This is a genomic window from Methyloversatilis sp., assembly GCF_965284615.1.
Lineage (GTDB): Bacteria > Pseudomonadota > Gammaproteobacteria > Burkholderiales > Rhodocyclaceae > Methyloversatilis.
The window spans coordinates 1,976,183-2,001,582 of sequence record NZ_OZ260098.1; the positions used below are offsets into that span (position 1 = coordinate 1,976,183).

Below are 25,400 nucleotides of genomic sequence, written 5' to 3' on the forward strand. Positions count from 1 at the left end.
GTGAGCGAAGCGACGGCGCGCGGGTTCAATCGTGATGAAGCGCGGACAGCCAGGCCTGCAGACGCGTGTCGGCTATGCCCTGGGTGATGCACACGACGGTCGAGCCGCGCGCGGCGTCGGGCCAGGCGGGCAGGAGTGTCGGCGGATAGAGCGCGTGCTGCACGCCCTGCACGACCAGCGGGCGCGATTCGCCGGCGACGTCGAACAGGGCCTTCATGCGCAACAGACCGGGGCCGGCGATGTCCGGCCATGCGGCGAGCCAGGCGTCGATCTGCGCGCGCTGCAGCGGCTGTTCGATCAGGGTGCTGTCGGCCCGCACGGCGTGCGGCGCGGCGATGGTCGGTGGCGCGGCGCGATAGCGCATGACGGCGGGCGGGTCGAACAGCGCTGGTCCGAGGCTGGCGGTCTGCAGGTCGAGCTGCGGCGCGAACGGGTTCAGCGCGGCCAGCGTCTGCCGCAGCGTGGCGATCGCAGCGGCGTCGGCGAGGTCGGTTTTGCTGATCAGCAGGCGGTCGGCGGCGGCGACCTGGCGCACCGCTTCCGGCCGCATGGCCAGCGTCGCCGCGGCGTGCGTGGCATCGACCACGGTAAGCGTGCAACTCAGCCGGTAGCGCTCGACCACGCGCGCATCGGCCGCCAGCGTGCGCAGCACCGGCGCCGGGTCGGCCAGCCCGGTGGTTTCGATCACGATGCGCTCGAACTGACGACGACCGGCGCGGGCGAAGCGCCAGTGTGCGTCGCGCAAGGTCTGCGCGAGGTCGCCGCGCAGCGTGCAGCAGACGCAGCCGCTGGCCAGTTCGACCACGGTCTGGTCGGCGGTGTGCGTGACCAGCCGGTGATCGAGCGAGGCCTCGCCGAACTCGTTCACGATGACCAGCGTGTCGGCCATGTCGGCACGCGCAAGCAGGCGGTTCAGCAGCGTGGTCTTGCCGGCGCCAAGAAAGCCGGTCAGCAGCACCACCGGCAGGCGTTGCGCGCTCATGCCGGCACGCCTTCGAGCAGGGCGCGGCGGGTGCGCGGGCTGGCCAGTTGCTGCAGCCACCAGTCGAGCGCGCGCCCGCGCTGTCCGGCGCTGCGCCAGGCGATGGTGAAGCGGGCGACTTTGTCCTCGCCGGTCGCCTTTTCGACCAGCCGTCCGGCCTCGATGTGGGCGCGCACGCGCGCCTCTGGCAGGAAGCCGCAGCCGAGGCCGCGCAGCTGCGCATCTATCTTCATGTCCAGCGTTGGCACCGTGAGCACGTCCTGCCCGGGCAGCAGATTGCGCGACACCGGCGACAGCTTCATCGCGCTGTCGGCGATGGCGACCGCGCGGTGCATGCGGATCATCGCCGGGTCCAGCGGTTCGGCGACGCGCGCCAGCGGGTGATGCGGCGCCACGACGAACACGAAGGGGATGTCGCCGAGCGCCTCGACCTGCACGCCGCTGACCCGCGTGTCGTCGGCGTCAACGCCGATGGCGAGGTCGGCGGCACCGGACAGCAGCGCTTCCCAGGTGCCGGACAGCACCTCCTGGCGCAGACGGATGCGCGTCGGCGGCGGCAGGCGCGCGGTGTCGCGCTGGGCGTAGAAGCCGTCGACAAGATCGAGCAGCGTATGCGGGCACAGCAGTGCGTTGGCGGCGATCGCCAGCTGGCCTTCCCAGCCGCTGGCGACGCGCTTGACGCGGCTGGCGACGGCGTCCATTTCAAGCAGCAGGCGACGGCCCTCGACCAGCAGTTCGCGGCCGGCCGGCGTCAGCACCGCAGTGCGGCTGGCGCGGTCGAACAGCAGCACGTCGAGCGCGTCTTCGAGCTGGCGCACGCTGTAGCTCAGTGCCGACGGCACCTTGCCGAGCACGCGTGCGGCGGCGGCGAAGCTGCCGGCTTCGTCGATGGTGGCGATCAGACGGATCGCTTCGGGCGTCAGCGGATGGTCGCGTTCGGACACGGTGGGGGCGATGTGCTCGTTCAAATAATTTGAATGATGATATCAGCGACGTGCCGCCATCGTCGATCCGCCCGTCGCCACAATTCAGCCATCAACCAACACATCAAGGAGATGGGCAATGATCAGTCTGCGCAAATCTTCCGAACGCGGTTTCGACGACCACGGCTGGGGGCAGTCGCATTTCAGCTTTTCCTTCGCCGACTACTACGACCCGGCACACATGGGTTTCGGCACGCTGCGCGCGCTGATGGAAGACACGATAGAGCCGTCAGGCGGCTTCGGCACCCATCCGCACCGCGACATGGAAATCGTCACCGTGGTGCTCGCTGGCGAACTGACGCACCGCGATTCACTCGGCAATACCGGCGTGCTGCGCGCTGGCGACGTGCAGCGCATGAGCGCCGGCACTGGCGTCAAGCACAGCGAGTTCAACCACGCCGCGACGACACCGGTGCGCATGCTGCAGATCTGGCTGCTGCCGGAATCGCGTGGCATCGCCCCCGGCTACGTGCAGCAGCATTTCGCCGACAGCGCGCGGCAGGGCCGTCTGCTGCCGCTTGTGAATGCGGAGGGGCGCGACGGCGCGCTCACCATCCACGCCGACGTTGCGCTGTACGCGAGCCGCCTCGACAGCGGTCACGCGCCGCTCACCCACCCCCTCGCCGCCGGCCGCAAGGCCTATGTGCACCTGATCGACGGCGAACTGACGGTGAACGGCCAGCGCCTGGAAAGCGGCGATGCGCTGCGCATCGAGCATGAAGACGAAGTTGTACTCGAACAGGGGCGTGGCGCACACGCGCTGCTGTTCGATCTGGGCAGTCATTCCACTACTGAAGGGAGAACAGCATGACGCAGGTTGCCATCGTTTATCACAGCGGCTACGGCCACACCCGCCGCATGGCGCAAGCGGTCGCCGACGGCGCGGCCGAAAGTGCGCAGGTGCAGCAGATCGAAATTGACGCCGAAGGCAATGTGCCGGAGTCGGCCTGGGCGACGCTGCAGGCGGCGGACGCCATCGTGTTCGGCAGCCCGACCTATATGGGCACCGTGTCGTGGCAGTTCAAGAAATTCGCCGACGCGACCTCGAAGCCGTGGTTCACGCAGCAGTGGAAGGACAAGCTGGCGGCAGGCTTCACCAACTCGGCCTCGATGAACGGCGACAAGCACTCGACGCTGCACTACTTCATGACGCTGGCGATGCAGCACAGCATGCTGTGGGTCGGTACCGGCCTGATGCCGAGTAACAGCAAGGCGGCGACGCGCGAGGACATCAACTACGTGGCGTCCTTCGCCGGTGCGATGGCGGCTACGCCGTCGGATGCGTCAGTCGATGAAATGGTCGAAGGCGATCTGAAGACGGCGCGCCTGTTCGGTGCGCGCATCGCGCAGCAGGCGGCACGACTGGCCGCACGTTGAGCGGACGGAGCGTTTCCCCGGCGATCAGTACAGTTCGGGGAAGCGCTCCAGCCAGGTCCACGCCACGGCGAGAACGATGGCGACGATGCCGGTCCAGGTGCCAGTGACGAAGCAGCACGCGGCCGGAATCACCAGGCCGGCGAACTCGTCGAACATCATGCCGAAGGCAAACCAGAAGGCCGTGAACAGCAGCCACTTGACGATGAAGCCCGGCAGGTGGCGCCGCATCGAGCGATTGTGACGGTAGCTCTGCACGCGCTCCATCGAGGAGCCGCGCGTACAGTCGCGGAAGTAGAGGAAGGGCCAGATGAAGCGCCACCACAGGCGCAGCATCGACTCCGGCTCGTGCGCCGGTTCCAGGCCCTGCTCGGGTGCGTGCTGTCCCATGTCGCGTCCTTCCGTCCTCGGTCCATCCGACCGTTTTTACGGCCGGGTGAACGCGGGGTTGAGGCGACGCGCCATGAGGCGGGCGGCGCCGGGTGATTACTTGATCGCGGCCTTCTGACGCAGTTCGTTCACGTGGGCGGCGATGGTCTGCTGCTCCAGACGCTGGGCGATCTGCGGCTTTGCTTCATCATAGGACGGCAGCTTCAGGTCGCGCACGTCTTCCAGCTTGATGATGTGGTAGCCGAAGTCGCTGCGCACCGGTTGCGGCGTGAACTTGCCCTTCTCGAGCTTGACCAGCGCTTCCGAGAAGGGTTTCACGTACTGCGCCGGCGCGCTCCAGCCGAGGTCGCCGCCGCGGTCCTTCGAGCCCGGATCTTCGGAATCCTTGGCCAGGTCCTCGAACTTCTCGCCGGCCTGCAGCTTGCCGATGATTTCCTTCGCCTTGTCCTCGGTCTTCACCAGGATGTGGCGCGCCTTGTATTCCTTGTTGCCCAGACCGGTCTTGATCTTCTCGTACTCGGCCTTGATCGTGTCTTCGGTGACCGGGTGGCTGCGCACGTAATCCTGCAGGTAGGCCTGGATCAGCACCGCCTGCTTGGCCAGTTCGGCCTGGTGCATCAGCGCGGCGTTCTTGTCCATGCCCTTGGCGGCAGCGGCCTGGGTCAGCACTTCGCGGCGGATCAGTTCCTCGCGCACGGCGTTGCGCAGCTGGTCGCCGTCCTGCTGGCCCTGGGCCACCTGGTTGCGGATCATGATGTCGGCGCGGCCCTGCGGGATCGCCTTGCCATTGACCGTAGCGAGCACGCCTTCGGCCGGCGCGGCGGCGGGCGCTGCAGCCTTCTCCTTGGCCTTCTGCGCCATGGCGGGTGCGGCGAATGCGGTCATCACGGCGAGGGTCAGGACGGAAAGCGTGTGTTTCATCGATTTACCTTTCGGGTGGAATCCGGTTGCGGATTGCGTTGTGCCTGTCCGTCACGGCGCGGCGTTTTCGCCGGGTGCGCGTGCGACGATGGACAGGGCGTGGATGTCGCGCTGCATCAGGTCGCCCAGTGCAGCGTAGATGATGCGGTGACGTTCCATCGTGCGCCGACCGTCGAACTGCTCGGACACGATGGACAGACGATAGTGCCGGCCGCCCGAACGCGCGCCGGCGTGACCGGCGTGCAGGTGCGACTCGTCGATCAGTTCGAGCGCCGATGGCGCAAGCGTTGCGAGGCGCTCGCGTATCGTCGCTTCGAGTGCAGCGGCGTCGCTCACGCCGGGAACACCTTGCGGAAGGGCTTCACGGTCATGCGGGCGAACACGCCCTCGACGGTGTAGGGGTCTTCTTGCGCCCACTCCTGCGCCGCTTCCAGCGATTCGAACTCGGCGACGATGAGGCTGCCGGTGTAACCGGCAGCACCCGGATCGACGGCGTCAACGGCAGGCAGCGGGCCGGCGATCAGCAGCCGGCCTTCGTCCTGCAGCGCCTGCAGCCGGGCCAGGTGACCGGGTCGGGCCGCCATCCGCTTATCGAGACTGTTGGGGACGTCTTCGCCCATCAATGCGTAGTACATGCAGTCCTCTATTGGATCAGGAATTCTTTTCTTCGATGTGACGCGACAGCATGAAGCCTTGCGCGAGCACGAACAGGAACATCAGACCCATGCCGCCGTACAGCTTGAAGTTCACCCACGCTTCCTCGCTGTAGCTGTAGGCCACGTAGAGGTTGAGTACACCCATCACCGTGAAGAAGGCGATCCACGACGCGTTGAGCCGCGACCATACGGGTTCGGGCAGTTCCACCTGTTCCTGCATCAGTGCGCGGATCAGATTGCGCTTGAGGAAGAGAACAGAAACCGTCAGCGTCAGCGCGAACAGCCAGTAGAGCACGGTCGGCTTCCACTTGATGAAGGTCGCGTCGTGGAAGAACAGCGTGGCGCCGCCGAACACGACGATGATGGCCAGGCTCACCCACAGCATCGTGTGAACCTTGCGGCCACGCGCCATCAGCCACAGTACCTGACCTATCGTCGCGACGATGGCCACGCCGGTGGCGATCAGTATGGGGGCCTGGCTGGCGACGATGCCCTGACCCAGCAGCTGGGTTGCCAGCGCATGCGAGGCCTCGGGCGACGCGCCGGCGAACTTGTAGGCTGCGAAGAAAAGCAGGACCGGCAGCAGGTCGAACAGGAATTTCATGGTCGCGGATTATGCCCGGTCGTTCGCAACAGTGTCCAACACACACATCCGGTAACACCGAAATCCGGCATGGAACTGGCTTGGCGATGAAAATGTTGCGGGAGGGCGCGAGAATTCATGAAGAAAGTCCGCATACCCGCTTGTGAAGCGCGCCCGGCCTCACTATCATCCCGTCAGGTTTTCCCGCGCGCCCTTGCGTACAACCAAGTAGGAGACTTAGATGAACAAAGCAGAACTGATCGAAGCACTCGCCAAGAAAGCCGATGTTTCCAAGGCCGCCGCCGGCCGCATGCTCGATGGTTTCCTCGAGTCCGTCACCACCGAACTGAAGAAGGGCGGCAAGGTCACGCTCGTGGGCTTCGGTACCTTCGCCACCGGCAAGCGCGCTGCCCGTACCGGCCGCAATCCGCGCACCGGCGCAACGATCAAGATCCCGGCCGCCAAGACTGCCAAGTTCACTGCAGGCGCAGCGCTGAAGAAGTCGATCAACAAGAAGTAAGCAACGGATTCGTTTCGCAGGCCTGCGTAGCGGGCCTGCGGATGGCGTGACGGTGGTGCATGCGCCGGCGCGGCCAGGGAAAGCGGGAGTGTCGAGTGACGACACTCCCGTTTTCTTTTTGTGCGTCCGCAAGCTGCTGCGCAGCGCCGTCGGCTCACGTTACCATCCGCGCACCACGTCTCATCGCTCGCCAAGCCAGCCCCATGATCATCGTCCTGTCGCCCGCCAAGTCACTCGACTACGAATCGCCGCTCGCCACGAAAAAGTCCACCCGCCCGGATTTCCTCGACCACTCCGCCGAACTGATAGACATCCTGCGCCGCAAGAGCCCGGCGGACATCGCGTCGCTGATGTCGATCTCCGACCCGCTGGCGGCGCTCAATGTCGCCCGCTACGCCGACTGGACGCGCGACTACACGGCGCCGCAGGGACGTCAGGCGGTGCTCGCCTTTAACGGCGATGTCTACGAGGGCCTCGATGCACCGACTCTGCCGCCCGCTGCGCTGGACTGGCTGCAGCAGCACGTGCGCATCCTGTCCGGCCTGTACGGCGTGCTGCGACCGCTCGACCTGATGCTGCCTTACCGGCTCGAAATGGGCACCCGGCTGCCGAACGTGCGCGGCAAGGATCTGTATGCGTTCTGGGGCGATCTGCCCGCGCAGGCGCTCAATGCACTGTTCGAGAACGATGCGCACCCGGTGCTGGTCAACCTCGCCAGCGATGAGTACTTCAAGTCCGTGCGACGCAAGGTACTAAAGGCGCAGGTGATCCAGCCCGTGTTCCAGGACTGGAAGGGCGGCAACTACAAGGTGATCAGTTTCTTCGCCAAACGCGCACGCGGCTTGATGGCACGCTATGCGGCGGAGAAGCGGATCGACGATGCCGACGCGCTGCGCGATTTCGCGGTCGAGGGCTATGCGCTCGACGCCGCGGCTTCGACGGCCACCGAGTGGATATTCAGAAGACGTCTCGACTGAGACACATAACTACACCGAGGAGAAGCAAGCCATGAAGCAGTTCCGCATCGTCCGTGGCGCGCTTGCGCTGGCCGTCGCACTGGCCTGTGCTGGAGGCGCGCAGGCACAGGAGAACGCGTCGGACCGACTGTTCCGCGAATGCCTGGCCGCCCGGGCCGACAACAACATCGGCCTGGCCGACGAGCTGTGCTACAAGGCGCTGGTCCATCCGGATTTCAAGAACGTGCCGGCCGAGGCGCGCTCGCAGCGCATATATAACTACGCGCAGCTCAAGCGCATGCTGGGCAACTGGGAAGGCGCCGAGGAACTGCTGCGCGAGACGCTGGCACTCGAAGAACAGCGCGCAGGCAGCACACCTGATCTGCCGCTGGCGCGCCGCCTGGCCGAGCTGTCGATCGCGTTGGCGGCGCAGGGCAAGTGGCCGGAGGGGCTGCAGGCGATCGAGCGGCTGATGCCGATGGCCGACAAGTTCCAGGGTGGGGAGCGCGCCGCCGTGGCGGAGCTGTTCCGCAATTACGTGCCGCAGGCGGCCGCCGCCGGACGCGTCGAACTGGCGCGCCAGCTCGACGCCTACGCACACGAGGCGCCGGCGCCTGAACCGCGCTTCATCGAACGCTGAACCCTCGAAAGCTGAACCCTTTTCGAACCGCAAGAGGAGTGCCGACGTGACCCAGCCCGACAATCCCCACCGGCGTGATTTCCTGCTTGGAGCCGGCGCAGCCGGCTTTGCCATCGCGGTGCAACCGGTCATCGCGCAGCAGGTGATCACGACGCCGGACAGCGGTCTGGTGACCGGCATGTCGTCAACACGCGCCAGCGACGGCCGCGCGCTGCCACTGTTCAGCGCGCGGCCGGACAAGCCGGGCAAGCCGCCAGTGGTGCTGGTGGTGTCGGAAATCTTCGGTGTGCATGAGCATATCCGCGACGTCTGCCGTCGCTTCGCACACGAAGGCTATCTGGCCGTCGCGCCCGAAATGTTCTTCCGTCACGGCGATCCGGCGGCGATCGGCAGCGTGCAGGAAATCATCGAGCGCGTCGTGTCGAAGGTGGCTGACGCTCAGGTGATGGCCGACATGGATGCCTGCGTCGAGTGGGCCCGCGAGCAGGGCGGCGACGTGAAGCGCCTGCACGCGACCGGCTTCTGCTGGGGCGGGCGCGTCACCTGGCTCTACGCGTCGCATCAGCCGGCGCTGCGTTCCGGCGTCGCCTGGTACGGACGCCTCGATGGCGTGCCGAGCGAACTGACACCGCTGCATCCGCTCGACGTGGTCGACAGCATTCACGCGCCGGTGCTCGGGCTCTACGGTGGTCAGGACCAGGGCATTCCGAACAGCGATGTCAACGCCATGCGCGCGGCGCTGAAGAAGTTGACGTCTGCCGCGGCGCGCAAGTCGGACATCGTGCTCTACCCGGACGCACCGCACGCCTTCCACGCCGACTACCGCCCGAGCTACCGGGCCGGCGACGCGGCAGATGCCTGGAAGCGCTGTCTCGCCTGGATGGCGGCCAACGGCCCGTAAGCGCACGCGCCCGCGCAGGGCGTCTGCGTCCGTTCGTGCAGGCCTCAGTGCGCGGTGTGTGCGAGGCCGAGCGACACGGTGGCCTTGGCGTGCGTGAGGTCGCGTGCCGCGCCGCTGCCGAACAGGCAGGCGGCAAGCTGGTTCAGCAGCGGCTGCGGAATTGCGCGATGACCTTCGAGCATGTCCCGTATGCAGTCGGCGGTGCCGTCGATATCCTCGCCCGGCGGCAGTGGATTGGTCAGCGGCAGTGCGCCGCTTTCCGCCTCGAACAGCATGCGCGCGCTGCCGCGCTCGAACAGTTCGATGCGCGGCCGGCGCAGCGGGTCGGCGAACGAGTCGTCGTCGGGCGCGCGCATCAGCAGCGCGCGCTCCGGCGTGCGCAGGAACATGTCGTGCAGCCGTGACAGCAGCTGCGCGTCGGCAACGCAGATGACGCGCAGGCTGTGCAGCGGCGCCGGATCGAGCAGCTTGGCGACGACGTGCGCGGTATTGCGGTGGCCCATGCGCTCGCGCAGCCGGATCAGGCTGTCCAGCGACGGGTTCAACACTTCGGTTGGCAGGATGGCGCAGTGCCCGGCGTGCAGCGTGTTCAGCGCTTCGGCCACTGTGCTGCACGGCAGATGGCCCAGTCGCTCCAGAACGTCGAGACTGCCGGGCCGCGCATTGCCGCCGCTCAGACCATGCACCAGCACCGGCACGTCCAGCCGCGCCAGCATCAGCGCCAGCAGCGGCATCAGGTTGGGCGCGCGGCCGGCCCGGGCGTAGCTCGGAATGACCACCATGCGCGGCAGATGCGGCGGCAGCTCCAGCGTCGGAACGCGCTCGTTCAGTGCGCGTGCAAAGCCGGCGAGCTCGTCCGCCGACTCGTGCTTCCAGCGCAGACTGGCCAGCACCGCACCCAGTTCGAGCGCCGGTATGCGGCCATCCAGCATGTCGGCGAACAGGCCGTGCGCCTCGGTCTCGGCGAGGTCACGCGCGTCGTCGCCGCGTCCGATCGCGGACAGCATTTCAGTCAGGCTCTGTGGGCTCAGCATCGCGTACGGCGCTCCATCCAGTTCAGTTTCTTGTCATGCCGCCTGCCGTCGGGCGTCGAGCATGCGTTTCAGTTCGGGTACGCAGGAGCCGCAGGAGGTGCCGCAACGCAGCGTCGCCTGCAGGGTGTCGAGGTCCGCTCCGCCTGCGATCGCTTCGACGATGTCGGGTTCCGCAACATCGAGGCAGTTGCAGACGATGCGGCCGCGGCTCTTTGCCGCGACCGGTGGCGTCGCCAGCGGTGCGAACAGCCAGCGCCGCAGTTCCGCCGTCGGCTGGCGCTCGACCATCACCTCGCGCAGCCAGGCGGCGGCCGCGGTTTCGCCGGTCAGGCGGATGCCGGTCAGCAGGCCGTCCTCGATCAGCGCACGTTTGGTGATGTCGCGCCGCGCGTCGCGGTAGGCCAGACAGGCCGGGTGGTCGAGGCCGCACAGGCGGTCGAGTTCGGCCAGCCAGTCTTCGGGAATCGGTTGGTCGTGCGCGATGCGCAGCACCAGCGCCGGGCGGTCGCGTCCGGCCATCGACAGCGAGGCGTAGGCGAAGCGGGCGAGCAGTGGGGCGAGCGCTTCCATCCGCGTCAGCGTGAGCTGCTGTGCCGCGTCGTCGCTGACCTCGGTACGCAGGAGCAGCGCCTGGAAGGGCAGGTCGGCGCGGCTCATCTGCACCGCCGCGTGCTTCAGTTCCGGCTGTTTCGAGTACGGGTTGACGCGACCGGCGGTGAGCGCATTGGCACCGCTGTTCGACAGCGCGTTGCGACCCCAGTGCATGGCGACGAAGGTGCTGCCCGGGCGCTGGGCGTTGCTCGCGTATGCACGCAGCACGATTTCGCCTCGGCGGCTCTTGATGCGCACCAGATCGCCGTCCTTCAGTCCTCGTCGGGCCAGGTCGTCGGCATGCACCTCGACTCGCGGTTCGTCAACGTGGCTGTACAGGCGCGCCACCTGGCCGGTGCGGCTCATGCAGTGCCACTGATCGCGCAGACGGCCGGTATTCAGGTGCAGCGGGTAGCGGGCGTCGATCTTCTCGGCGGTGGTCGCGGCCGATGGCACGACGAAGCGGGCGCGACCGTTTGCGGTGGCGAAGCGGCGATCGGTGTAAAGGGTGGCGGTACCGCCTTCGGCGCCGGCCGGGAAGGGCCATTGCTGCGGACCGAGGCGGTCGAGCACCGCATAGGACAGGCCCGTGATGTCGAGGTCGCGACCGCGCGTGCTCTCGACGTGTTCGGCAAAGACCTGCTCGGCTGTTTCGTAGGGGAAGAGCGCGTCTGCGTCGCGGCCCAGGCGGGCGCCGAGCGCGCGTGCGAAGTCGCGCGCGATCACCCAGTCGGCGCGTGCCTCGCCGGCGGCAGGCAGCGCCGCATGGACGTGCGTGATGCGCCGCTCGGAATTGGTGACCGTGCCTTCTTTCTCGCCCCAGGTGGTGGCGGGTAGCAGCAGGTCGGCGAAGGCGGCGCTTTCGGTGCCGCGGTAGGCGTCCTGCACGACGACGAATTCAGCCGCTTTCAGCGCTTCGATGATGCGCGTCTGATCCGGCATCGAGTGCGCCGGGTTGGTACAGGCGATCCACACCGCCTTCACCTTGCCGTCGCGCACCGCATCGAACAGCTCGACCGCGGTCAGCCCGGGTTGCGACGGCACGTCCGGCAGGCCCCACAGCGCGGCCACTTCGGCGCGGTGTTCGGCGTTGGCCATGTCGCGGTGGGCCGACAGCAGGTTGGCCATGCCGCCCACTTCGCGACCGCCCATCGCATTGGGCTGGCCGGTCAGCGAGAACGGGCCGGCGCCGGGGCGACCGATCTGGCCGGTGGCCAGGTGCAGCGCGATCAGCGCCGTGCCGTTATGCGTGCCGTGATGCGACTGGTTCAGGCCCTGACACCACATCGACATTGCAGCCTTCGATTCGCCGAACCACTTGGCGGCGGTGACGATGTCCTCGGCGCGCAGGCCGCACACCTCGGCCGCGACCGCCGGTGTGATGTCGCGCACGTGCTTGCGCAACTCGGCGAAGCCTTCGGTGTGCGCGGCGATGAACGTGTCGTCGGCGTGACCTTCCCACAGCAGCACGTGCAGCATCGCGTTGTACAGCCAGATGTCGGTGCCCGGCAGCAGCGGCAGGTGCAGGTCGGCGTCGGAGGCGGTATCGGTACGGCGCGGGTTGACGACGATCATCTTCATCGCCGGATTGGCACGGCGCGCGTCTTCGATGCGGCGATAGACGATGGGGTGAGCGTAGGCCGGGTTGCCGCCGGCGATCAGCAGGCAGTCGGTGTGGTCGATGTCTTCGTAGCTGCAAGGCGGGGCGTCGGCCCCCAGCGTCTGCTTGTAGGCGGACACCGCCGAACTCATGCAGAGTCGCGAATTGGTGTTGACGTTATTGGTGCCGATCAGCCCTTTGGCAAGCTTGTTGAAGACGTAGTAGTCCTCGGTCAGCAGCTGGCCGGAAATGTAGAAGGCGACCGCGTCCGGACCGTGCTCGTCGATGATGGCGGCGAAGCGGTCGGCGGCGTGCGCCAGCGCGGCGTCCCAGCTCGTGCGGCTGCGCGGCAGGTCGCGCGCGGTGCGCAGCTCGGGGTGGAGCGCGCGCGTGTCCGGGCGGGCGCTCAGGTGCAGGGTCGAACCCTTGGTGCACAGACGGCCGAAGTTGGCCGGGTGGTCGGGGTCGCCCTTTACGCCGGTGATGCGGCTGCCGTCGTGTTCGATGATCACGCCGCACCCGACACCGCAGTAGCAGCAGGTCGAGCGGGTTTCGTGTTGGCTCTGGGTCATGTTGTGTGTCTCCGCGAGACTTTTAGCAAGGGGTATGCCACGTCACTGAGGGGCGATTCGCGTGCGAACCGGTGCGGTTCGGGCTGTCGGCGCTCCGCGCCGGGGCGCAATGACCTGTGAATGCATGCGACTGGTGCGCTGTCGGGGCGGGGCATCCTCAGCGCAGCAGCGCGCACAGCAGCAGGATGTTGAACAGCAGCGACACCACCAGCAGCACGCGCAGCAGGCGCACCGACATGCGCTCGACCAGCGGTGCGCGGCGCGGCAGCGCGAGCGGGCGGTGGGCGCCGCGTTCGAGTGCGAGCAGGAACTCCTCGGCGGTTTCGAAGCGCGCGTCGGGGCTGCGGCCGATGGCTTTCAGCAGCACCGCTTCGAGCCACTCGGGTACGTCGGGGCGATAGCGTGTGGGCGGCACCGGTTCGCCGAAGCGCGGACGCTGGAAGGGCTCGATCTCGCCCCACGGGTAGTGGCGGGTCAGCAGTTGGTAGAGGGTGACGCCGAGCGCGAACAGATCGCTCGATTCGCTGGCGGTCTGGCCAGAGAAAAGCTCCGGGGCCATATAGCTGGGCGTGCCCGGGTTGTTGATCTCCTTGAAGTCCTCGCCGTCGGACGCGGCGACGCCCAGATCGAGTACGCGCAGCATGCCCTGGCTGTCGAGGTGCAGGTTGTCCGGCTTGATGTCGCGATGGACGATGCCCAGACGGTGCAGCGTGCCGAGCGCGCGCAGCACGCTGCAGCCCAGCTTGACCACCTGTTCGGTACTGAAGTGATGGCCGGCATCGAGGCGCGCGCGCAGGCTGGCGCCTTCGTGCCAGCTCATCAGGTAATAGAGGCGGCTGCGCGGGTGGCCGATCACCTGCGGGAACTGCGGCGACACCACGCGACGTGCCAGCCATTCTTCGTGCACCAGTGCAGCGACGGCGTCCGGGTCGGCGTCCTCGCGCAGCGTTTTCAGCACGCGCGCCTCGCCACTGGCCAGATCGGTGACGCGGTAGAGCAGGGTGACGCGCGACTCGTGCAGCACCGCCTCGACGCGCAGGCCGTCCAGTTCCTCGCCGATTGTCAGCCGGTGCGGCAGCGACAGGCCGGCCGCCTCGGCGAGACGGTCGCGCAGTGCGGCCTGCGGCAGCGCGTTGACGCGGGCGACCAGTGCGGTGCAGTTGTCGTTGGCGCCGCGCGCTTCGGCCTGCAGCACCAGCGTCAACGCCAGCGACTCGGCGTCGCCGCCACGCGCCAGCACGGCGGCGATGCTGTCGTCGCGCAGCGTGTTCCACACACCGTCGCTCATCAGCACGAAGGTGTCGCCGATTTCCAGCTCGCCGTCGGCGTGGTCAACCGCCAGGCGCGCATCGAGGCCGACCGCGCGGTGCAGCACGTTGGACAGTTCCGGGTGGGCCCAGGTGTGGTCTTCGGTCAGCTGCGTGAGACTGCCGTCGCGATACAGGTAGATGCGCGAATCGCCGACGTGGGCCAGGTGCCAGCGGGTGCCGCGCAGCACCAGCGCTGACAGCGTGGTGGCCATGCCGGCGGATTCGCGGGTGCGCGCGGCATGCGCGACCAGCCAGCGGTTCAGCGCGCCCAGCACCTGATCGATCGCCTGCGCGATGCGCCAGGTGTCGGGCGTCGCGTAATAGTCGTTGAGCAGCCCGCGCACCGTGAACTCGGCCGCTTCGCGTCCTTTGGCGTGGCCGCCGACACCGTCGGCCACCGCCAGCAGCACGCCCTTGGCGTCCAGCGTCTCGCCAACCGGCGTGACCGCGCCGACGAAGTCCTCGTTGCGTGGTCGCGGACCGGTGATCGAGCACTGACCGATGGACACTGCGAGCGTCATGAGGCTGCCCTGCTCAGATGCGCGCCGACGTCAGGTGTGCCGCACCCCAGGTGGTGCGCCAGCGCGTCTTCACGCGGGTCAGGCCGACCAGCGCGGCGACCGCCAGCACGGCGAACACGACGAAACCGGTCTGGTAGCTGCCGGTGACTTCGCGCGAGTAACCGAGCGAGGACGCAAGGTAGAAGCCGCCGATGCCGCCGGCCATGCCGACCAGACCGGTCATCACGCCAATCTCGCGACGGAAGCGCTGCGGCACCAGCTGGAACACCGCGCCGTTGCCCATGCCCAGCGCCAGCATGGCACCGACGAATACGACCACCGCCATCCACGCCTGCGGCAGGCCGAAGCTGACGCCGAACAGGAAGGCGGCGGCGATCACGTACATCATGCTCAGCGTGCGGATGCCGCCGATGCGGTCGGCCAGGTTGCCGCCGATCGGCCGCACCAGTGAGCCGGCGAACACGCAGGCGGCGGTGAAGTAGCCGGCCATCTTCGCGTCCAGCCCGTACTGGGTGTTGAAGTAGATGGTGAGCGAGGAGGCGAGACCGACGAAGCCGCCGAAGGTGACGCTGTAGAAGAACATGAACCACCATGCGTCGCGGTCCTTCAGCACCTTCAGGTATTCGGCCAGCGTCTTCGGCGGCGGGCATTCGGGCGCGTCTTTCGCCACCAGCAGGTAGAAGATGAAGACGGCCACCAGTGGGATCAGCGCCAGGCCGAACACGTTGACCCAGCCGAAGGCCGCGGCCAGACCCGGTGCAAACAGCGCGGCCAGTGCGGTGCCCGAGTTGCCGGCGCCGGCGATGCCCAGCGCCGTGCCCTGGTGCTCCGGCGGATACCAGCGCGAGGCCAGCGGCAGCGCGACCGCGAAGGCGGCGCCGGCGAAGCCGAGGAAGCAGCCGAGCAGCAGCGCCTGTTCGTAGCTGTGGATGCCGAACTGCCAGGCGACGAACATCGCCGCGATGACGATGACCTGACCGATGGCGCCGGCCTTCTTCGGTTGCAGGTGATCGACCAGTACGCCCATCAGCATGCGCAGCAGCGCGCCGGCCAGCACCGGCACCGCCACCATGAAGCCCTTCTGGGCGTGCGTGAGCTGCAGGTCCTGGGCGATCTGCACGCCGAGCGGGCCAAGCAGCACCCACACCATGAAGGCGAGATCGAAGTAGAGAAAGGCGGCAAACAGCGTGGGCGTGTGGCCGGCCTTGAGAAATGCTTTCCTGTCCATCGGCGGATGACCTCCCCGTTATCAGTCCGGCCTGCGCGCAACGTTGCGTACAGCCGTTCTTCGGGATCTGTGTTGAACGAAGTTGCGGCGGCCGGTGGGTGCCGTGTCCGCCGGGCGAAGGCTTCAGGCCTTCAGCAGTACCTGGCCGTTTTCGACCTTCACGTCGAAGCCGCGCGTGCAGCCGACATCGGGCGCTACCGCCTCGCCCGATTCGAGCTTGATCTTCCAGCTGTGCAGCGGACAGGTGACCGTGTCGCCATGCACGATGCCCTGCGACAGCGGGCCGCCCTTGTGCGGGCACTTGTCATGCACCGCGAACACGCGGTCGCCATCGGTACGGAAGATGGCAATGTCACCGGCGTCGGCGCTCACTACGCGCGAACCGAGCAGGGGGATGTCTTCGAGTGCGCAGACGTGCGCCCAAGTGGAGGTTTCGGTGCTCATGAGGATTCCTGTATGGGTATCTGGAGGGGCTGGGGGCCAGGGGTCAGGGGCTAGGAGCTAGGGGCCAGGGAACAGGCGCGGCTTTGCCGCGCGAGAGGTGGCGCTGTTGCCAGCCCCTAGCCTCTGGCCCCTCATCCCTGAATCAAGCCTTCATCGCCTGCTTGATGGCGATGGTGCGGAACTCGCGGCCGAGCTCGGATTTCGCGTCGGCTTCGGCGCGCTCCAGCCACGGGTCCTTGTAGTCCTGCAGCGCGAACAGCAGGCGTTCGTACAGCGCCTTGCGGTTCTCGGCGTCATCGACCACCTTGCCCTTCACGTAGTCGAGACCGACGCGCTCGATGTAGTGCACCGTACGCTCGAGGTACCAGCCCTCTTCGCGGTAAAGCTGCAGGAAGGCGCCGGAGTACTCCATCACTTCCTCGTCGCTGCTCACCTTGCAGAAGAACTGCGCGACTTCGGTCTTGATGCCGCCGTTGCCGGCCACATAGATTTCGTAGCCGGATTCGACGCCGATCACGCCCACGTCCTTGATGCCGGCTTCGGCGCAGTTGCGCGGGCAGCCGGACACGGCGAGCTTCACCTTGTGCGGGCTGTACATGCCGAACAGCATCTTTTCCAGCTTGACGCCCAGACCCATGGACAGCTGAGTGCCGAAGCGGCAGTGCTCGGCGCCGACGCAGGTCTTCACCGTGCGCAGGCTCTTGCCGTAGGCGTGGCCGGACACCATGCCGGCCTTGGCGAAGTCGGCCCACATCGCCGGCAGATCGTCCTTCTTCACGCCCAGCAGGTCGATGCGCTGGCCGCCGGTCACCTTCACCGTAGGCACCTTGTATTTCTCGGCGGCGTCGGCGATTGCGCGCAGTTCGCCCGGTGTGGTGAGGCCGCCCCACATGCGCGGCACCACCGAGTAGGTGCCGTCCTTCTGGATGTTGGCGTGGGCGCGCTCGTTGATGAAGCGGCTCTGCGCGTCGTCCTTCGCTTCGTGCGGCCAGGTCGAGATCAGGTAGTAGTTCAGCGCCGGGCGGCAGGAGGCGCAGCCGTTGGGCGTCTTCCACTTCAGCTCGCGCATCACGGTCGGGATGTCGATCATGTGGCGGTCGCGTATGGCGGCGCGCACGTCGCCGTGGTTCATGTCGGTGCAGCCGCACATCGGCTTCGAGCTGGAATCGGCCGGCGTGTAGGCGCCGCCGACGCAGGAGGCGAGGATCTGTTCGACCAGGCCGGTGCAGGAGCCGCAGGAGCTGGAGGCCTTGGTGTGCTTGCGTACGTCGTCCAGCGAGAACAGGCCCTTCTCCTTGATCGCCTTGACGATGGTGCCCTTGCACACGCCGTTGCAGCCGCAGACCTCGGCGCTGTCAGGCATCGAGGCGGCCTGGGTCTGGCCTTTGTGGCCGACGTCGCCGAGGTGGTTCTGGCCGAACATCAGGTGGTCGCGCACGGCGTGGATGTCCTGGCCGTCCTTGATCAGCTGGAAGTACCAGCTGCCGTCGGCGGTGTCGCCGTACAGACAGGCGCCGACCAGGCGCTCGCCTTCGAGCACCAGGCGTTTGTACACGCCGCCCGCCGGGTCGTGCAGCACGATGTCGTCGCAGCCCGGGCCACCCATGAAGTTGCCGGCGGAGAACACGTCGATGCCGGTCACCTTCAGCTTGGTCGAGGTGACGGAGCCCTTGTAGGTGCCGATGCCGTACTGGGCGAGGTGGTTGGCACACACCTTGGCCTGTTCGAACAGCGGTGCGACCAGGCCGTAGGCGATGCCGCGGTGGTTCACGCACTCACCGACGGCGTAGATCTTCGGGTCGTAGGTCTGCAGCGTGTCATTGACGACGATGCCGCGGTTGCAGTGGATGCCGGCCGATTCGGCCAGCGTGGTGTTGGGGCGGATGCCGGCGGCCATCACGACGAGGTCGGCCGGAATCGTTTCGCCGCTCTTGAAACGCACCGCGGACACCCGGCCATCGGCGCCGGCGATCAGCGATTCGGTCTGCTTTTCCAGCAGGAAGGCGAGACCCTTCTTTTCCAGCGAGGCCTGCAGCATGTCGGCCGAGGGCTTGTCGAGCTGGCGTTCCATGATCCACGGCGCCAGATGTACCACGGTGACCTGCATGCCTCGCAGCGCCAGACCGTTGGCCGCTTCAAGTCCGAGCAGACCGGCGCCGATGACCACCGCGTGCTTGCGCGTGGCGGCGGCTTCGATCATCGCGTCGGTGTCAGCGATGTCGCGGTAGGCGATCACGCCCGGCAGGTCCTTACCCGGCACCGGCAGGATGAAGGGGTTGGAGCCGGTGGCCAGCAGCAGGCGGTCGTATTCCGCTTCAGTGCCGTCGTCGGCGAACACCTTGCGCGCCTTGCGGTCGATCTTGACGATCTTCTTGCCGGTGTGGAGCGTGATGTTGTTGTCGCGGTACCAGTCCCAGTCGTTCAGGATGATGTCCTGCACCGTCATTTCGCCGGCCAGCACCGGCGACAGCAGGATGCGGTTGTAATTCGGATGCGGCTCCGCACCGAACACGGTGATGTCGTACATCTCCGGTGCGATCTTGAGCAGCTCTTCCAGCGTGCGACAGCCCGCCATTCCGTTGCCGACCATGACCAGACGCTTCTTTTCCATGTCCCCGTTCCTTCTACCGATTGCTGCAATAACAGACCGCACCGGGTGCAGCCGACATTCCTTGCCCGGCTGTGCCGCCGCGGACCGGTAGGGTTCGCAGGGACGAGCACAGACCTGCGCCTGCAGCATCGCTGGCGCCTGTAGGGCAAAACCTTTCGTGACCGGATCGTGCCGGTCGGCAAATGACGCGCTGGGTCGGTCGTGTCCCGCCATTGGGAGACGAAGCCGATAAAACCGGGCTGCGCGGCGCATTCGATGCGTCCCGCAGCGTTCACGACAGCCGCTCCATCCTGGATGCGGTGCCGGTGTGTCGCAGGCTTGCGCCCGCCTTTTGTCTTCGACCTGCTTCAGTGACCGGGCGACCAGCCGGGGCACGGCGCATCGTTGCGTCGTGTGTGCCCTGGCCTTTCTATCCAGGTCCGCCGTGCCGGCTATGCCGGGAGGCGAACTTCGATGGTGCCGATGTGAACCAAGCCTGGTGCAAGGATGCCCGCACGCGCGGCCAACCCTCTCACGGGTATCGACAAAGCAAAAGTTTTGCCAGGTCTGTCTCACCCGTTCGGAGCCGTCGCTCCGAGGGGTTCAACCTGCTGATTCATATGAGTTGTTGCCTGGATTTCGAGGTCTTCCCGGCGCGCTTGGCCGTCGCCGGTCGGGCCGTCCTCGCACGGATGTGGTGCAGCCGCTCTTCACGCCGGTGCGCTCCAGTAAGTACCGGCGGGGCCGTTAAACACGTCATGAACGATCGAGGCCCTGACCACTCCAAGCGCCGCACCGGAACAGGCCGCACCGCGCTCGCCTGGTGTCTGCTCGCAAGCTGGCTCGTCGCCAGCGGGGGCGTGCTGCTTGCGCACATGAAAAACAATCCGGTCGGTGTCTGCGTGACCCGCGACTGACCGGACAAGAACATCCTCTGGAGACCTTCACGATGAACGACCACGCGCTTCACGCCTATTCCGTCAGCGCAGACCGGGTCATGCTCGGCACAGCGACCGTTCTGTCCGCGGTGTGCATCGTCCTTGCAGCCATTTCCGGCGGTCTGACCACCGCTCTGCTGGTCGGCGTGCCGGCCTGTCTGGTGCCTTATGCGCTGTTCCGGATGGCGCCGGGCTCGCTGGTGTCGCGCACCGGCTTCGCCAGTGCCTTCATGGTGTTGGCCGCGCTGCTGATCCAGCTCACCGGTGGCCTGATCGAGGCGCACTTCAGCATCTTCGTCCTGCTCGCCTTCCTGCTCTATTACCGTGACTGGCGGCCGGTGCTGGTGGCCGCCGGCTTGATCGCCGTGCATCACCTGGCGTTCAACTTCATGCAGGCAGCCGGCCTTGGCGTGTTCATCTTCAATGGCGGCGCCAACTTCAACATGGTGCTGGTGCACGCAGCATTCGTCGTGGCCGAGGCCGGGCTGCTGTGCTACATGGCGCTGGGCCTGTCGCGCGAGGCGCTGCAGGCGGCCCGCGTCGGCGAGGCGGCGGAACGCATCGGCGCCGGCGATCTCGCGTCGGCAATTCCGCAGCAGGCGGGCATGCCGCTGCTCGCCGCTATGGAGCAGATGCGCGCACGGCTGTCGCGCACCGTGAGCCTGCTGGTGACCGAGTCCGCCAGCGCGCAGCGCGTGGCCGACACGATGGTGGCCAACGCGGAGCAGGTGACCGCCTCGACCGGTCAGCAGAGCGAAGCAACCCAACGCATGGCCTCGGCCGTGCAGCAACTGACGGCGTCCATCCAGCAGATTGCGCAGAACGCCGAGGAGGCGAGCCTCCGCGTGCGCCGCGGCGGCGTGTCGGCGGACGAAGGGGTGGCGGTGATGCACACGCTGGCCGACGAGATTCGCCATACCGGCGCGTCCATCCACGAGGTCGAGAACGGCATGCAGCGGATCGGCGCGCAGTTCGAAAGCGTGAAATCCATCGTCGCGCTGATCAAGGAGATCGCCGACCAGACCAATCTGCTGGCCCTGAACGCAGCCATCGAAGCGGCACGTGCGGGCGAACAGGGGCGCGGCTTTGCAGTCGTGGCGGACGAGGTGCGCAAGCTTGCCGAACGCACCCGCAACGCGACTGAGGACATCGCCCGCACCGTTGAGGCCATGCAGGCGAGCAAGGACGAGGCGCTGCACAGCGTCGCCAGCACGGTCGCCACCGCGCAGCGCGGCGTCGATCGCGTCGGCGAAGTCAGTCAGTCGATCGCCGCGGTGTCCGCGGACATCGCGGCGATGATGACCATCATCGTCGGCATCTCGGATTCGATGAAGGAGCAGTCGCAGGCGGCGACCGAGATCGCAACCGGGGTCGAGCAGGTCGCGGCGCTGGCCGACAGCACGGCCGCGATGGCGGCCGAAGACCGCGCGACGGCGGCGCAGCTGAATGCGATGGCGCAGTCGCTGGTCGACGCAGGCAGCCAGTTCAGGGTGAGCTGAAGCGGTCAACCTGCTGCCGCACCGCGCTCAGGTACAGGCGAGCTGCCGGCAGGCGTCGAGGTGGGCGAGCAGCGGCGCGGGCATCGCGCTGCGTCCTTCCAGCATCTCGCGTATCAGGCGGGCGTTCGCCTGCGCCTCGATGCCGGGTTCGGGCTGCGTCAGCGCGCTGCCTTCCTCCGCTTCGCACAGCACCGATTCGACGCCATCGATGAAGCCGATGATCTGCGGTCGGCGCGCCGGATTGGCATAGGCCTCGCCCTCGGTGCCGCGCATCAGCATCGAGCGGCCACCGTCCAGACGCAGGAACTGCGTCATCTTCTCCAGGTATTCCGGGTGCGTCACCGGCACCACGCGCACGCTGCGTCCGGGCATCGGATCGATCATCTTGGTCATTGAGTGGCCCGAGTTGCGCACGCCCAGTTGCGGGCGCAGCGACAGCAGCGCATCCAGGCCAGGCAGCAGCTTGTTGACGCCGATGCAGGCGATGCGCTGCGCCGCCAGCAGTTCGCCGGCGTGCGTCGGACTGTCCGCCATCGGCAGATCGAGCGCACGCAGCAGCGCGAACGGGTCGGCGCGGGTGTCGAAATCGAAGCGGCCGTGGATCAGTACCGGAATGCCCTCACGTGCCAGCAGCATCGCCAGTAAGGGCATCAGATTCGGGCGGCGGCGGGCGCCGTTGTAGGTCGGCAGAACCACGGTGCGTGCGCCCGCCGGCGCGGCGACGTGGGCGATGCGAGCGTCGATCGCCGCCTTGAAGCCCAGCAGTTCGTCCAGCGACTCGCTCTTGATCCGCATCGCCAGCACGATGGCGCCCAGTTGCAGCGGCGGCACGCGCCCGTCGAGCATGTCGGCGAACAGCGCCTGCGCGTCGTCGCGCGACAGCGAACGGGAGCCCTTGGCGCCGCGGCCGATTTCCTTGATCTGTTTCGTGTAGTTCATGGGTACAGGATTATGCCCGCGCCCGAACCCCGTGCCGGCCTGCGTTATATTCCCATGCAGTCGAATCGGGCGCGCCGGAACACCGGCGCCTGCCGCGGGGTCAGAGCCGCTCTGCGCACAGCGATGCATACATATAAGGAGACGGACATGAAAGTAGGTTTCATCGGACTCGGATTGATGGGCCGCCCGATGGCGGGGCATCTGGCCAAGGGCGGTCACAGCCTTCACCTTTGGGCGCGTCGCCCCGAATCGCTCGAACCGTTCCGCGACAGCGGTGCGACCTTTCACTCGACCATCGCCGACATCGCGCGCGAAGCCGATGTCGTGTTCTCGATGGTGGCCGACGCGCCGGACGTCGAGCAGGTGGCGCTCGGCCCGCAGGGCATCGCTGAAGGCGCGGCCGGGCGTACCGACCTGATCTTCGTAGACATGAGCACCATCGCGCCGGATTCGGCGCGCACCATCGCCGCCCGCCTGGCGGCGCGCGGCGTGTCGATGATCGACGCGCCGGTGTCCGGCGGTGAGGTCGGTGCCATCAACGCAGCACTCACCATCATGGCCGGCGGCACGCAGGAAGCGTTCGACCGCGTGCTGCCGTTGTTCCAGCTGATGGGCAAGAACGTCACCCGCGTCGGCGACAGCGGCGCCGGCCAGGTGGCCAAGGCCTGCAACCAGATTCTGACCGGCGTCGGTGTGCTGGCGCTGGCCGAAGCCTTCGCCTTCGCCGAGAAGAGCGGCGTCGATTCGGCACGCGTGCGCGAGGCGCTGCTCGGCGGCTTCGCCTACAGCCGCATCCTGGAAAACCACGGTCAGCGCATGCTGGACCGCAATTTCAAGCCGGGCTTCAAGTCGTGGATGCACCAGAAGGATCTGCGCATCGTCATGAACGAGGCGCACCGCATGGGCCTCGCGCTGCCTTCGGCGGCGGCGGCGGCGCAGATGCTGAACGCGATGGTCGGCCAGGGGCTGGGCGAGGAGGATTCGATCGCCGTGCTGAAGGTGCTCGAAGGTCTCGGCGGCGTCGAGCGTTGAGGGGCTCGCGATGAAGATCGGTTTCATCGGTCTGGGCGCGATGGGCCGCGCGATGGCGGCCAATCTGCTGCGCGCCGGGCACGAGGTGACCGTGTGGGCGCGTCGCGCTGAATCGATGCAGCCCTTGCTCGACCAGGGCGCGCGACCGTCAGCTTCTCCGGCAGACTGCGCGCGCGGCATGGATGCCGTGTGCTGCATCGTCACCACCGGTGCCGACGTGCGCGAGGTGGCGCTGGGCCCGCGTGGCGTCATCGAGGGCGCAGCGCCCGGCTGCGCCTTCATCGACCACAGCACCATTCCGCCGTCGGTGGCGCGCGACATCGCCACGGCGCTGAAGGCGCGCGGCATCGACATGCTGGATGCGCCGGTGTCGGGTGGCGAGCGCGGCGCCATCGAGGCGACGCTGGCCATCATGGTTGGCGGCGAGGCGGCGGTGTTCGAGCGCATGAAGCCGCTGCTGTCGGCAGTTGGCCGCACCCAGGTGCATGTCGGGCCGAACGGCGCAGGGCAGGTCACGAAGGCCTGCAACCAGCTCATCCTGTGCGCCTTCATCGAGGCGGCGGCCGAGGCGGCGCGGCTGGCGGCGGCCAGCGGCGTCGATTTCGGCAAAGTGCGCGAGGCGATGCTGCACGGATCGGCGGCGTCGCGCGCGCTCGATCTGTTCGGCGGCAAGATGGCGACGCGCGATTTTTCCGCTGGCGTGCAGTCGCGCCTGCATCACAAGGACATGGGCATCGTGCTCGGCGAAGCAGTCGAACTGGGGCTGGCGATGCCGCTGTCGGCCGCGGTGTGGCAGCAACTCAATGCCCTGATGGCGCAGGGCGGCGGTACGCTGGACACCTCGGCCCTGCTCACCGTGCTCGAGGGGCCGGGCAGCGCCTGATCAGTGTCGTCGGCCGGTCAGGCAGGGGAAGTCGAAGGCCGGGTCCTGACCGTCCATCAGCCTTGAAAGCAGCCTGGCCGAACCGCAGGCCAGGGTCCAGCCGAGTGAGCCGTGGCCGGTGTTGTACCAGAGGCCATCGATCCGGCTGCGGCCGATCAGCGGCACATTGCCCGGCGTACAGGGACGCAGGCCGGCCCAGGCCTCAGCCGCGTCGAAATCGCCGGCGTCCGGACACAGTTCGCGCGCCAGCCGGGTCAGCAACTGCACGCGCTCCGGTTCTATCGTCACCGTGAGTCCGCCCAGTTCCGCCATGCCGGCGACGCGCACGCGGTCGCCGAGGCGCGACAGCACGATGCGGTGTTCCTCGTCGGTCAGGCTGGTGCGCGGCGCATTCGGTCCGGCCGGGAAGGTGATCGAGTAGCCCTTGATCGGGTACAGCGCCGGTCGCGGGCCGTGCTGCTCGACCAGCTGACGGGTGTGCGTGCCGAGCGCGCACACCACCTGTTCGCCGCGCAGCAGGCCGCGCACGCCGCGCGCGTCGCGCACGGCGACGCCGCGTACCGTGTTTTCGTGGATGTCCAGCGCCTCGACCGTGATTTCGTAGTGGAAAGTAACGCCGGCATCGGCGCAGGCGGCGGCCAGCGCCCGCGTGAAGCGGTGCGCGTCGCCGGTTTCGTCGTTCGGTGCGTGCAGGCCACCCACCAGTGTGCGCTGACTGCTCGCCAGCGCCGGTTCGATGTCGATGCAGCGCGCAGCGTCGCAGCTGTCGATGCGGATGCCGTGAGGCGCCAGCCACTCCGCGCGCGCACGGGCACGCTCGAATTCACGACGCTCGGAAAACACGTGCAGGATGCCGCTCGCCGACTGGTCATACTCCAGTTTCAGCGCGTGACGCAGCGACTGCAGCTCGGCCTGACTGCTGACCGCCAGTCGCGCCAGCGCATCGGTGTTGCGACGCATGCGGCCGGGCAGGCACTCGTACAGGAAGGCGCCCATCCAGCGCCACTGACGGTGGTTGGCGGTCGGCGAAAAGCGCACCGGGGCATTCGAATCGAGCAGGCCGCGCAGCCCGATCATCGGTGCCTGCGGTGAGGCCCAGGGCGCGGCGTGACTGACCGAAATCTGGCCGCCGTTGGCGAAACTGGTTTCCATTGCGGGATCAGCCTGCCGGTCGATGACCGACACGGTGTGACCGGCCTGGCGCAGGTACCAGGCGGTGGTGATGCCGACGACGCCGGCACCCAGAACGAGGATGTGCATGCGGTTCTAGTTATGGACGACGCTGTGGATGACCGGGGGCGACCGCTGCCGGT

Annotated in this window: 25 protein-coding genes; 10 read left to right on the forward strand and 15 right to left on the reverse strand. The window is 67.4% G+C overall.

The genetic code is table 11. The annotated features are described in order from the left end of the window. Positions 1–25: 25 nt before the first annotated feature. Both ACQ66H_RS09435 and ACQ66H_RS09440 read right to left on the reverse strand, forming a co-directional pair. Entirely contained in the window at positions 26–982 is a 957-nt protein-coding gene (locus tag ACQ66H_RS09435) for a CobW family GTP-binding protein (protein WP_430433801.1), read from the reverse strand. Further along, positions 979–1,950: a LysR family transcriptional regulator gene (locus ACQ66H_RS09440; RefSeq protein ID WP_430433802.1), complete on the reverse strand. Its 972-nt coding sequence runs from the start codon at positions 1,948–1,950 to the stop codon at positions 979–981. The genes ACQ66H_RS09435 and ACQ66H_RS09440 overlap by 4 nt, the downstream gene beginning before the upstream one ends. A gap of 94 nt (positions 1,951–2,044) precedes the next feature. Here ACQ66H_RS09440 and ACQ66H_RS09445 point away from each other — a divergent pair, with 94 nt between their 5' ends. Further along, positions 2,045–2,776, forward strand: a complete 732-nt coding sequence (locus ACQ66H_RS09445) for a pirin family protein (RefSeq protein WP_430433803.1) — start codon at positions 2,045–2,047, stop codon at positions 2,774–2,776. Then, positions 2,773–3,342: a flavodoxin family protein gene (locus ACQ66H_RS09450; RefSeq protein WP_430433804.1), complete on the forward strand. Its 570-nt coding sequence runs from the start codon at positions 2,773–2,775 to the stop codon at positions 3,340–3,342. The genes ACQ66H_RS09445 and ACQ66H_RS09450 overlap by 4 nt, the downstream gene beginning before the upstream one ends. A 24-nt stretch (positions 3,343–3,366) precedes the next feature. Here the strand turns inward: ACQ66H_RS09450 and ACQ66H_RS09455 are convergent, their stop codons facing one another. From ACQ66H_RS09455 to ACQ66H_RS09475, 5 genes are all read right to left on the reverse strand, one after another. Then, entirely contained in the window at positions 3,367–3,729 is a 363-nt protein-coding gene (locus ACQ66H_RS09455; protein ID WP_430433805.1) for a hypothetical protein, read from the reverse strand. Positions 3,730–3,825: 96 nt separating this feature from the next. Continuing rightward, positions 3,826–4,650, reverse strand: coding sequence for a peptidylprolyl isomerase (locus ACQ66H_RS09460; RefSeq protein ID WP_020164439.1), 825 nt, complete (start codon positions 4,648–4,650; stop codon positions 3,826–3,828). A gap of 51 nt (positions 4,651–4,701) precedes the next feature. Beyond that, positions 4,702–4,986: a BolA family protein gene (locus ACQ66H_RS09465; protein ID WP_304001207.1), complete on the reverse strand. Its 285-nt coding sequence runs from the start codon at positions 4,984–4,986 to the stop codon at positions 4,702–4,704. Beyond that, positions 4,983–5,285, reverse strand: a complete 303-nt coding sequence (locus ACQ66H_RS09470) for a YciI family protein (protein ID WP_430433806.1) — start codon at positions 5,283–5,285, stop codon at positions 4,983–4,985. Before ACQ66H_RS09470 ends, ACQ66H_RS09465 begins: the two co-directional genes overlap by 4 nt. Before the next feature lie 16 nt (positions 5,286–5,301). Next, on the reverse strand, positions 5,302–5,910 hold the full coding sequence (locus ACQ66H_RS09475) for a septation protein A (RefSeq protein ID WP_430433807.1): 609 nt from the start codon (positions 5,908–5,910) through the stop codon (positions 5,302–5,304). 220 nt (positions 5,911–6,130) lie between these two features. Here ACQ66H_RS09475 and ACQ66H_RS09480 point away from each other — a divergent pair, with 220 nt between their 5' ends. From ACQ66H_RS09480 to ACQ66H_RS09495, 4 genes are all read left to right on the forward strand, one after another. Continuing rightward, positions 6,131–6,409 (forward strand): HU family DNA-binding protein, encoded by a 279-nt coding sequence (locus ACQ66H_RS09480; protein ID WP_019918484.1) that lies wholly within the window; start codon positions 6,131–6,133, stop codon positions 6,407–6,409. 203 nt (positions 6,410–6,612) lie between these two features. Further along, the gene (yaaA, locus tag ACQ66H_RS09485; RefSeq protein WP_430433808.1) at positions 6,613–7,386 is read left to right on the forward strand and encodes a peroxide stress protein YaaA; all 774 of its coding nucleotides are present in this window, start codon (positions 6,613–6,615) and stop codon (positions 7,384–7,386) included. Positions 7,387–7,417: 31 nt separating this feature from the next. Further along, complete coding sequence (locus ACQ66H_RS09490) at positions 7,418–8,005, forward strand: hypothetical protein (RefSeq protein WP_430433809.1); 588 nt, start codon at positions 7,418–7,420, stop codon at positions 8,003–8,005. A gap of 46 nt (positions 8,006–8,051) precedes the next feature. Then, the gene (locus ACQ66H_RS09495) at positions 8,052–8,906 is read left to right on the forward strand and encodes a dienelactone hydrolase family protein (RefSeq protein WP_430433810.1); all 855 of its coding nucleotides are present in this window, start codon (positions 8,052–8,054) and stop codon (positions 8,904–8,906) included. A 44-nt stretch (positions 8,907–8,950) separates the two neighbouring features. Here the strand turns inward: ACQ66H_RS09495 and ybiB (ACQ66H_RS09500) are convergent, their stop codons facing one another. The 6 genes from ybiB (ACQ66H_RS09500) to nirB all read right to left on the reverse strand — a co-directional run bounded on the left by ybiB (ACQ66H_RS09500) (position 8,951) and on the right by nirB (position 18,817). Further along, positions 8,951–9,940 (reverse strand): DNA-binding protein YbiB, encoded by a 990-nt coding sequence (ybiB, locus tag ACQ66H_RS09500; protein ID WP_020164446.1) that lies wholly within the window; start codon positions 9,938–9,940, stop codon positions 8,951–8,953. 33 nt (positions 9,941–9,973) lie between these two features. Then, positions 9,974–12,703 carry a molybdopterin-dependent oxidoreductase gene (locus tag ACQ66H_RS09505; protein ID WP_430433811.1) on the reverse strand — a complete coding sequence of 910 codons (2,730 nt, stop codon included), beginning with the start codon at positions 12,701–12,703 and terminating at the stop codon, positions 9,974–9,976. A 157-nt stretch (positions 12,704–12,860) separates the two neighbouring features. Continuing rightward, entirely contained in the window at positions 12,861–14,534 is a 1,674-nt protein-coding gene (locus tag ACQ66H_RS09510; RefSeq protein ID WP_430433812.1) for a protein kinase domain-containing protein, read from the reverse strand. A 13-nt stretch (positions 14,535–14,547) separates the two neighbouring features. Beyond that, positions 14,548–15,762: a nitrate/nitrite transporter gene (locus tag ACQ66H_RS09515; protein ID WP_430433813.1), complete on the reverse strand. Its 1,215-nt coding sequence runs from the start codon at positions 15,760–15,762 to the stop codon at positions 14,548–14,550. Positions 15,763–15,885: 123 nt separating this feature from the next. Beyond that, entirely contained in the window at positions 15,886–16,206 is a 321-nt protein-coding gene (gene nirD, locus ACQ66H_RS09520; RefSeq protein ID WP_304001226.1) for a nitrite reductase small subunit NirD, read from the reverse strand. Positions 16,207–16,348: 142 nt separating this feature from the next. Further along, positions 16,349–18,817, reverse strand: a complete 2,469-nt coding sequence (gene nirB / locus ACQ66H_RS09525; protein WP_430433814.1) for a nitrite reductase large subunit NirB — start codon at positions 18,815–18,817, stop codon at positions 16,349–16,351. A 737-nt stretch (positions 18,818–19,554) separates the two neighbouring features. On the opposite strand from nirB, the gene ACQ66H_RS09530 reads away from it, so the two are divergent. Both ACQ66H_RS09530 and ACQ66H_RS09535 read left to right on the forward strand, forming a co-directional pair. Then, positions 19,555–19,713, forward strand: a complete 159-nt coding sequence (locus ACQ66H_RS09530; protein ID WP_304001229.1) for a hypothetical protein — start codon at positions 19,555–19,557, stop codon at positions 19,711–19,713. 32 nt (positions 19,714–19,745) lie between these two features. Further along, positions 19,746–21,233 carry a methyl-accepting chemotaxis protein gene (locus ACQ66H_RS09535; RefSeq protein ID WP_430433815.1) on the forward strand — a complete coding sequence of 496 codons (1,488 nt, stop codon included), beginning with the start codon at positions 19,746–19,748 and terminating at the stop codon, positions 21,231–21,233. 27 nt (positions 21,234–21,260) lie between these two features. Here the strand turns inward: ACQ66H_RS09535 and ybiB (ACQ66H_RS09540) are convergent, their stop codons facing one another. Next, positions 21,261–22,172: a DNA-binding protein YbiB gene (gene ybiB / locus ACQ66H_RS09540; RefSeq protein ID WP_430433816.1), complete on the reverse strand. Its 912-nt coding sequence runs from the start codon at positions 22,170–22,172 to the stop codon at positions 21,261–21,263. A 147-nt stretch (positions 22,173–22,319) separates the two neighbouring features. Here ybiB (ACQ66H_RS09540) and ACQ66H_RS09545 point away from each other — a divergent pair, with 147 nt between their 5' ends. Beyond that, entirely contained in the window at positions 22,320–23,204 is an 885-nt protein-coding gene (locus ACQ66H_RS09545; RefSeq protein ID WP_430433817.1) for an NAD(P)-dependent oxidoreductase, read from the forward strand. A gap of 10 nt (positions 23,205–23,214) precedes the next feature. Next, positions 23,215–24,087 (forward strand): NAD(P)-dependent oxidoreductase, encoded by an 873-nt coding sequence (locus ACQ66H_RS09550; protein WP_430433818.1) that lies wholly within the window; start codon positions 23,215–23,217, stop codon positions 24,085–24,087. Here the strand turns inward: ACQ66H_RS09550 and ACQ66H_RS09555 are convergent, their stop codons facing one another. Then, positions 24,088–25,347: a D-amino acid dehydrogenase gene (locus ACQ66H_RS09555; RefSeq protein WP_430433819.1), complete on the reverse strand. Its 1,260-nt coding sequence runs from the start codon at positions 25,345–25,347 to the stop codon at positions 24,088–24,090. Between the last annotated feature and the right edge of the window lie 53 nt (positions 25,348–25,400).

Excerpts from the sequence above, each read along its gene's own strand:
- ACQ66H_RS09450 (WP_430433804.1), top strand. The coding sequence starts at position 2,773 with ATGACGCAGGTTGCCATCGTTTATCACAGCGGCTACGGCCACACCCGC.
- ACQ66H_RS09475 (WP_430433807.1), bottom strand. The coding sequence starts at position 5,910 with ATGAAATTCCTGTTCGACCTGCTGCCGGTCCTGCTTTTCTTCGCAGCC.
- ACQ66H_RS09445 (WP_430433803.1), top strand. The coding sequence starts at position 2,045 with ATGATCAGTCTGCGCAAATCTTCCGAACGCGGTTTCGACGACCACGGC.
- ACQ66H_RS09515 (WP_430433813.1), bottom strand. The coding sequence starts at position 15,762 with ATGGACAGGAAAGCATTTCTCAAGGCCGGCCACACGCCCACGCTGTTT.
- ACQ66H_RS09470 (WP_430433806.1), bottom strand. The coding sequence starts at position 5,285 with ATGTACTACGCATTGATGGGCGAAGACGTCCCCAACAGTCTCGATAAG.
- ACQ66H_RS09490 (WP_430433809.1), top strand. The coding sequence starts at position 7,418 with ATGAAGCAGTTCCGCATCGTCCGTGGCGCGCTTGCGCTGGCCGTCGCA.
- ACQ66H_RS09510 (WP_430433812.1), bottom strand. The coding sequence starts at position 14,534 with ATGACGCTCGCAGTGTCCATCGGTCAGTGCTCGATCACCGGTCCGCGA.
- nirB (WP_430433814.1), bottom strand. The coding sequence starts at position 18,817 with ATGGAAAAGAAGCGTCTGGTCATGGTCGGCAACGGAATGGCGGGCTGT.
- ybiB (WP_430433816.1), bottom strand. The coding sequence starts at position 22,172 with ATGAACTACACGAAACAGATCAAGGAAATCGGCCGCGGCGCCAAGGGC.
- ACQ66H_RS09505 (WP_430433811.1), bottom strand. The coding sequence starts at position 12,703 with ATGACCCAGAGCCAACACGAAACCCGCTCGACCTGCTGCTACTGCGGT.
- ACQ66H_RS09455 (WP_430433805.1), bottom strand. The coding sequence starts at position 3,729 with ATGGGACAGCACGCACCCGAGCAGGGCCTGGAACCGGCGCACGAGCCG.
- ACQ66H_RS09545 (WP_430433817.1), top strand. The coding sequence starts at position 22,320 with ATGAAAGTAGGTTTCATCGGACTCGGATTGATGGGCCGCCCGATGGCG.
- ACQ66H_RS09460 (WP_020164439.1), bottom strand. The coding sequence starts at position 4,650 with ATGAAACACACGCTTTCCGTCCTGACCCTCGCCGTGATGACCGCATTC.
- ACQ66H_RS09550 (WP_430433818.1), top strand. The coding sequence starts at position 23,215 with ATGAAGATCGGTTTCATCGGTCTGGGCGCGATGGGCCGCGCGATGGCG.
- ACQ66H_RS09555 (WP_430433819.1), bottom strand. The coding sequence starts at position 25,347 with ATGCACATCCTCGTTCTGGGTGCCGGCGTCGTCGGCATCACCACCGCC.
- ACQ66H_RS09435 (WP_430433801.1), bottom strand. The coding sequence starts at position 982 with ATGAGCGCGCAACGCCTGCCGGTGGTGCTGCTGACCGGCTTTCTTGGC.
- yaaA (WP_430433808.1), top strand. The coding sequence starts at position 6,613 with ATGATCATCGTCCTGTCGCCCGCCAAGTCACTCGACTACGAATCGCCG.
- ACQ66H_RS09535 (WP_430433815.1), top strand. The coding sequence starts at position 19,746 with ATGAACGACCACGCGCTTCACGCCTATTCCGTCAGCGCAGACCGGGTC.
- ACQ66H_RS09480 (WP_019918484.1), top strand. The coding sequence starts at position 6,131 with ATGAACAAAGCAGAACTGATCGAAGCACTCGCCAAGAAAGCCGATGTT.
- ACQ66H_RS09530 (WP_304001229.1), top strand. The coding sequence starts at position 19,555 with ATGAACGATCGAGGCCCTGACCACTCCAAGCGCCGCACCGGAACAGGC.
- nirD (WP_304001226.1), bottom strand. The coding sequence starts at position 16,206 with ATGAGCACCGAAACCTCCACTTGGGCGCACGTCTGCGCACTCGAAGAC.
- ybiB (WP_020164446.1), bottom strand. The coding sequence starts at position 9,940 with ATGCTGAGCCCACAGAGCCTGACTGAAATGCTGTCCGCGATCGGACGC.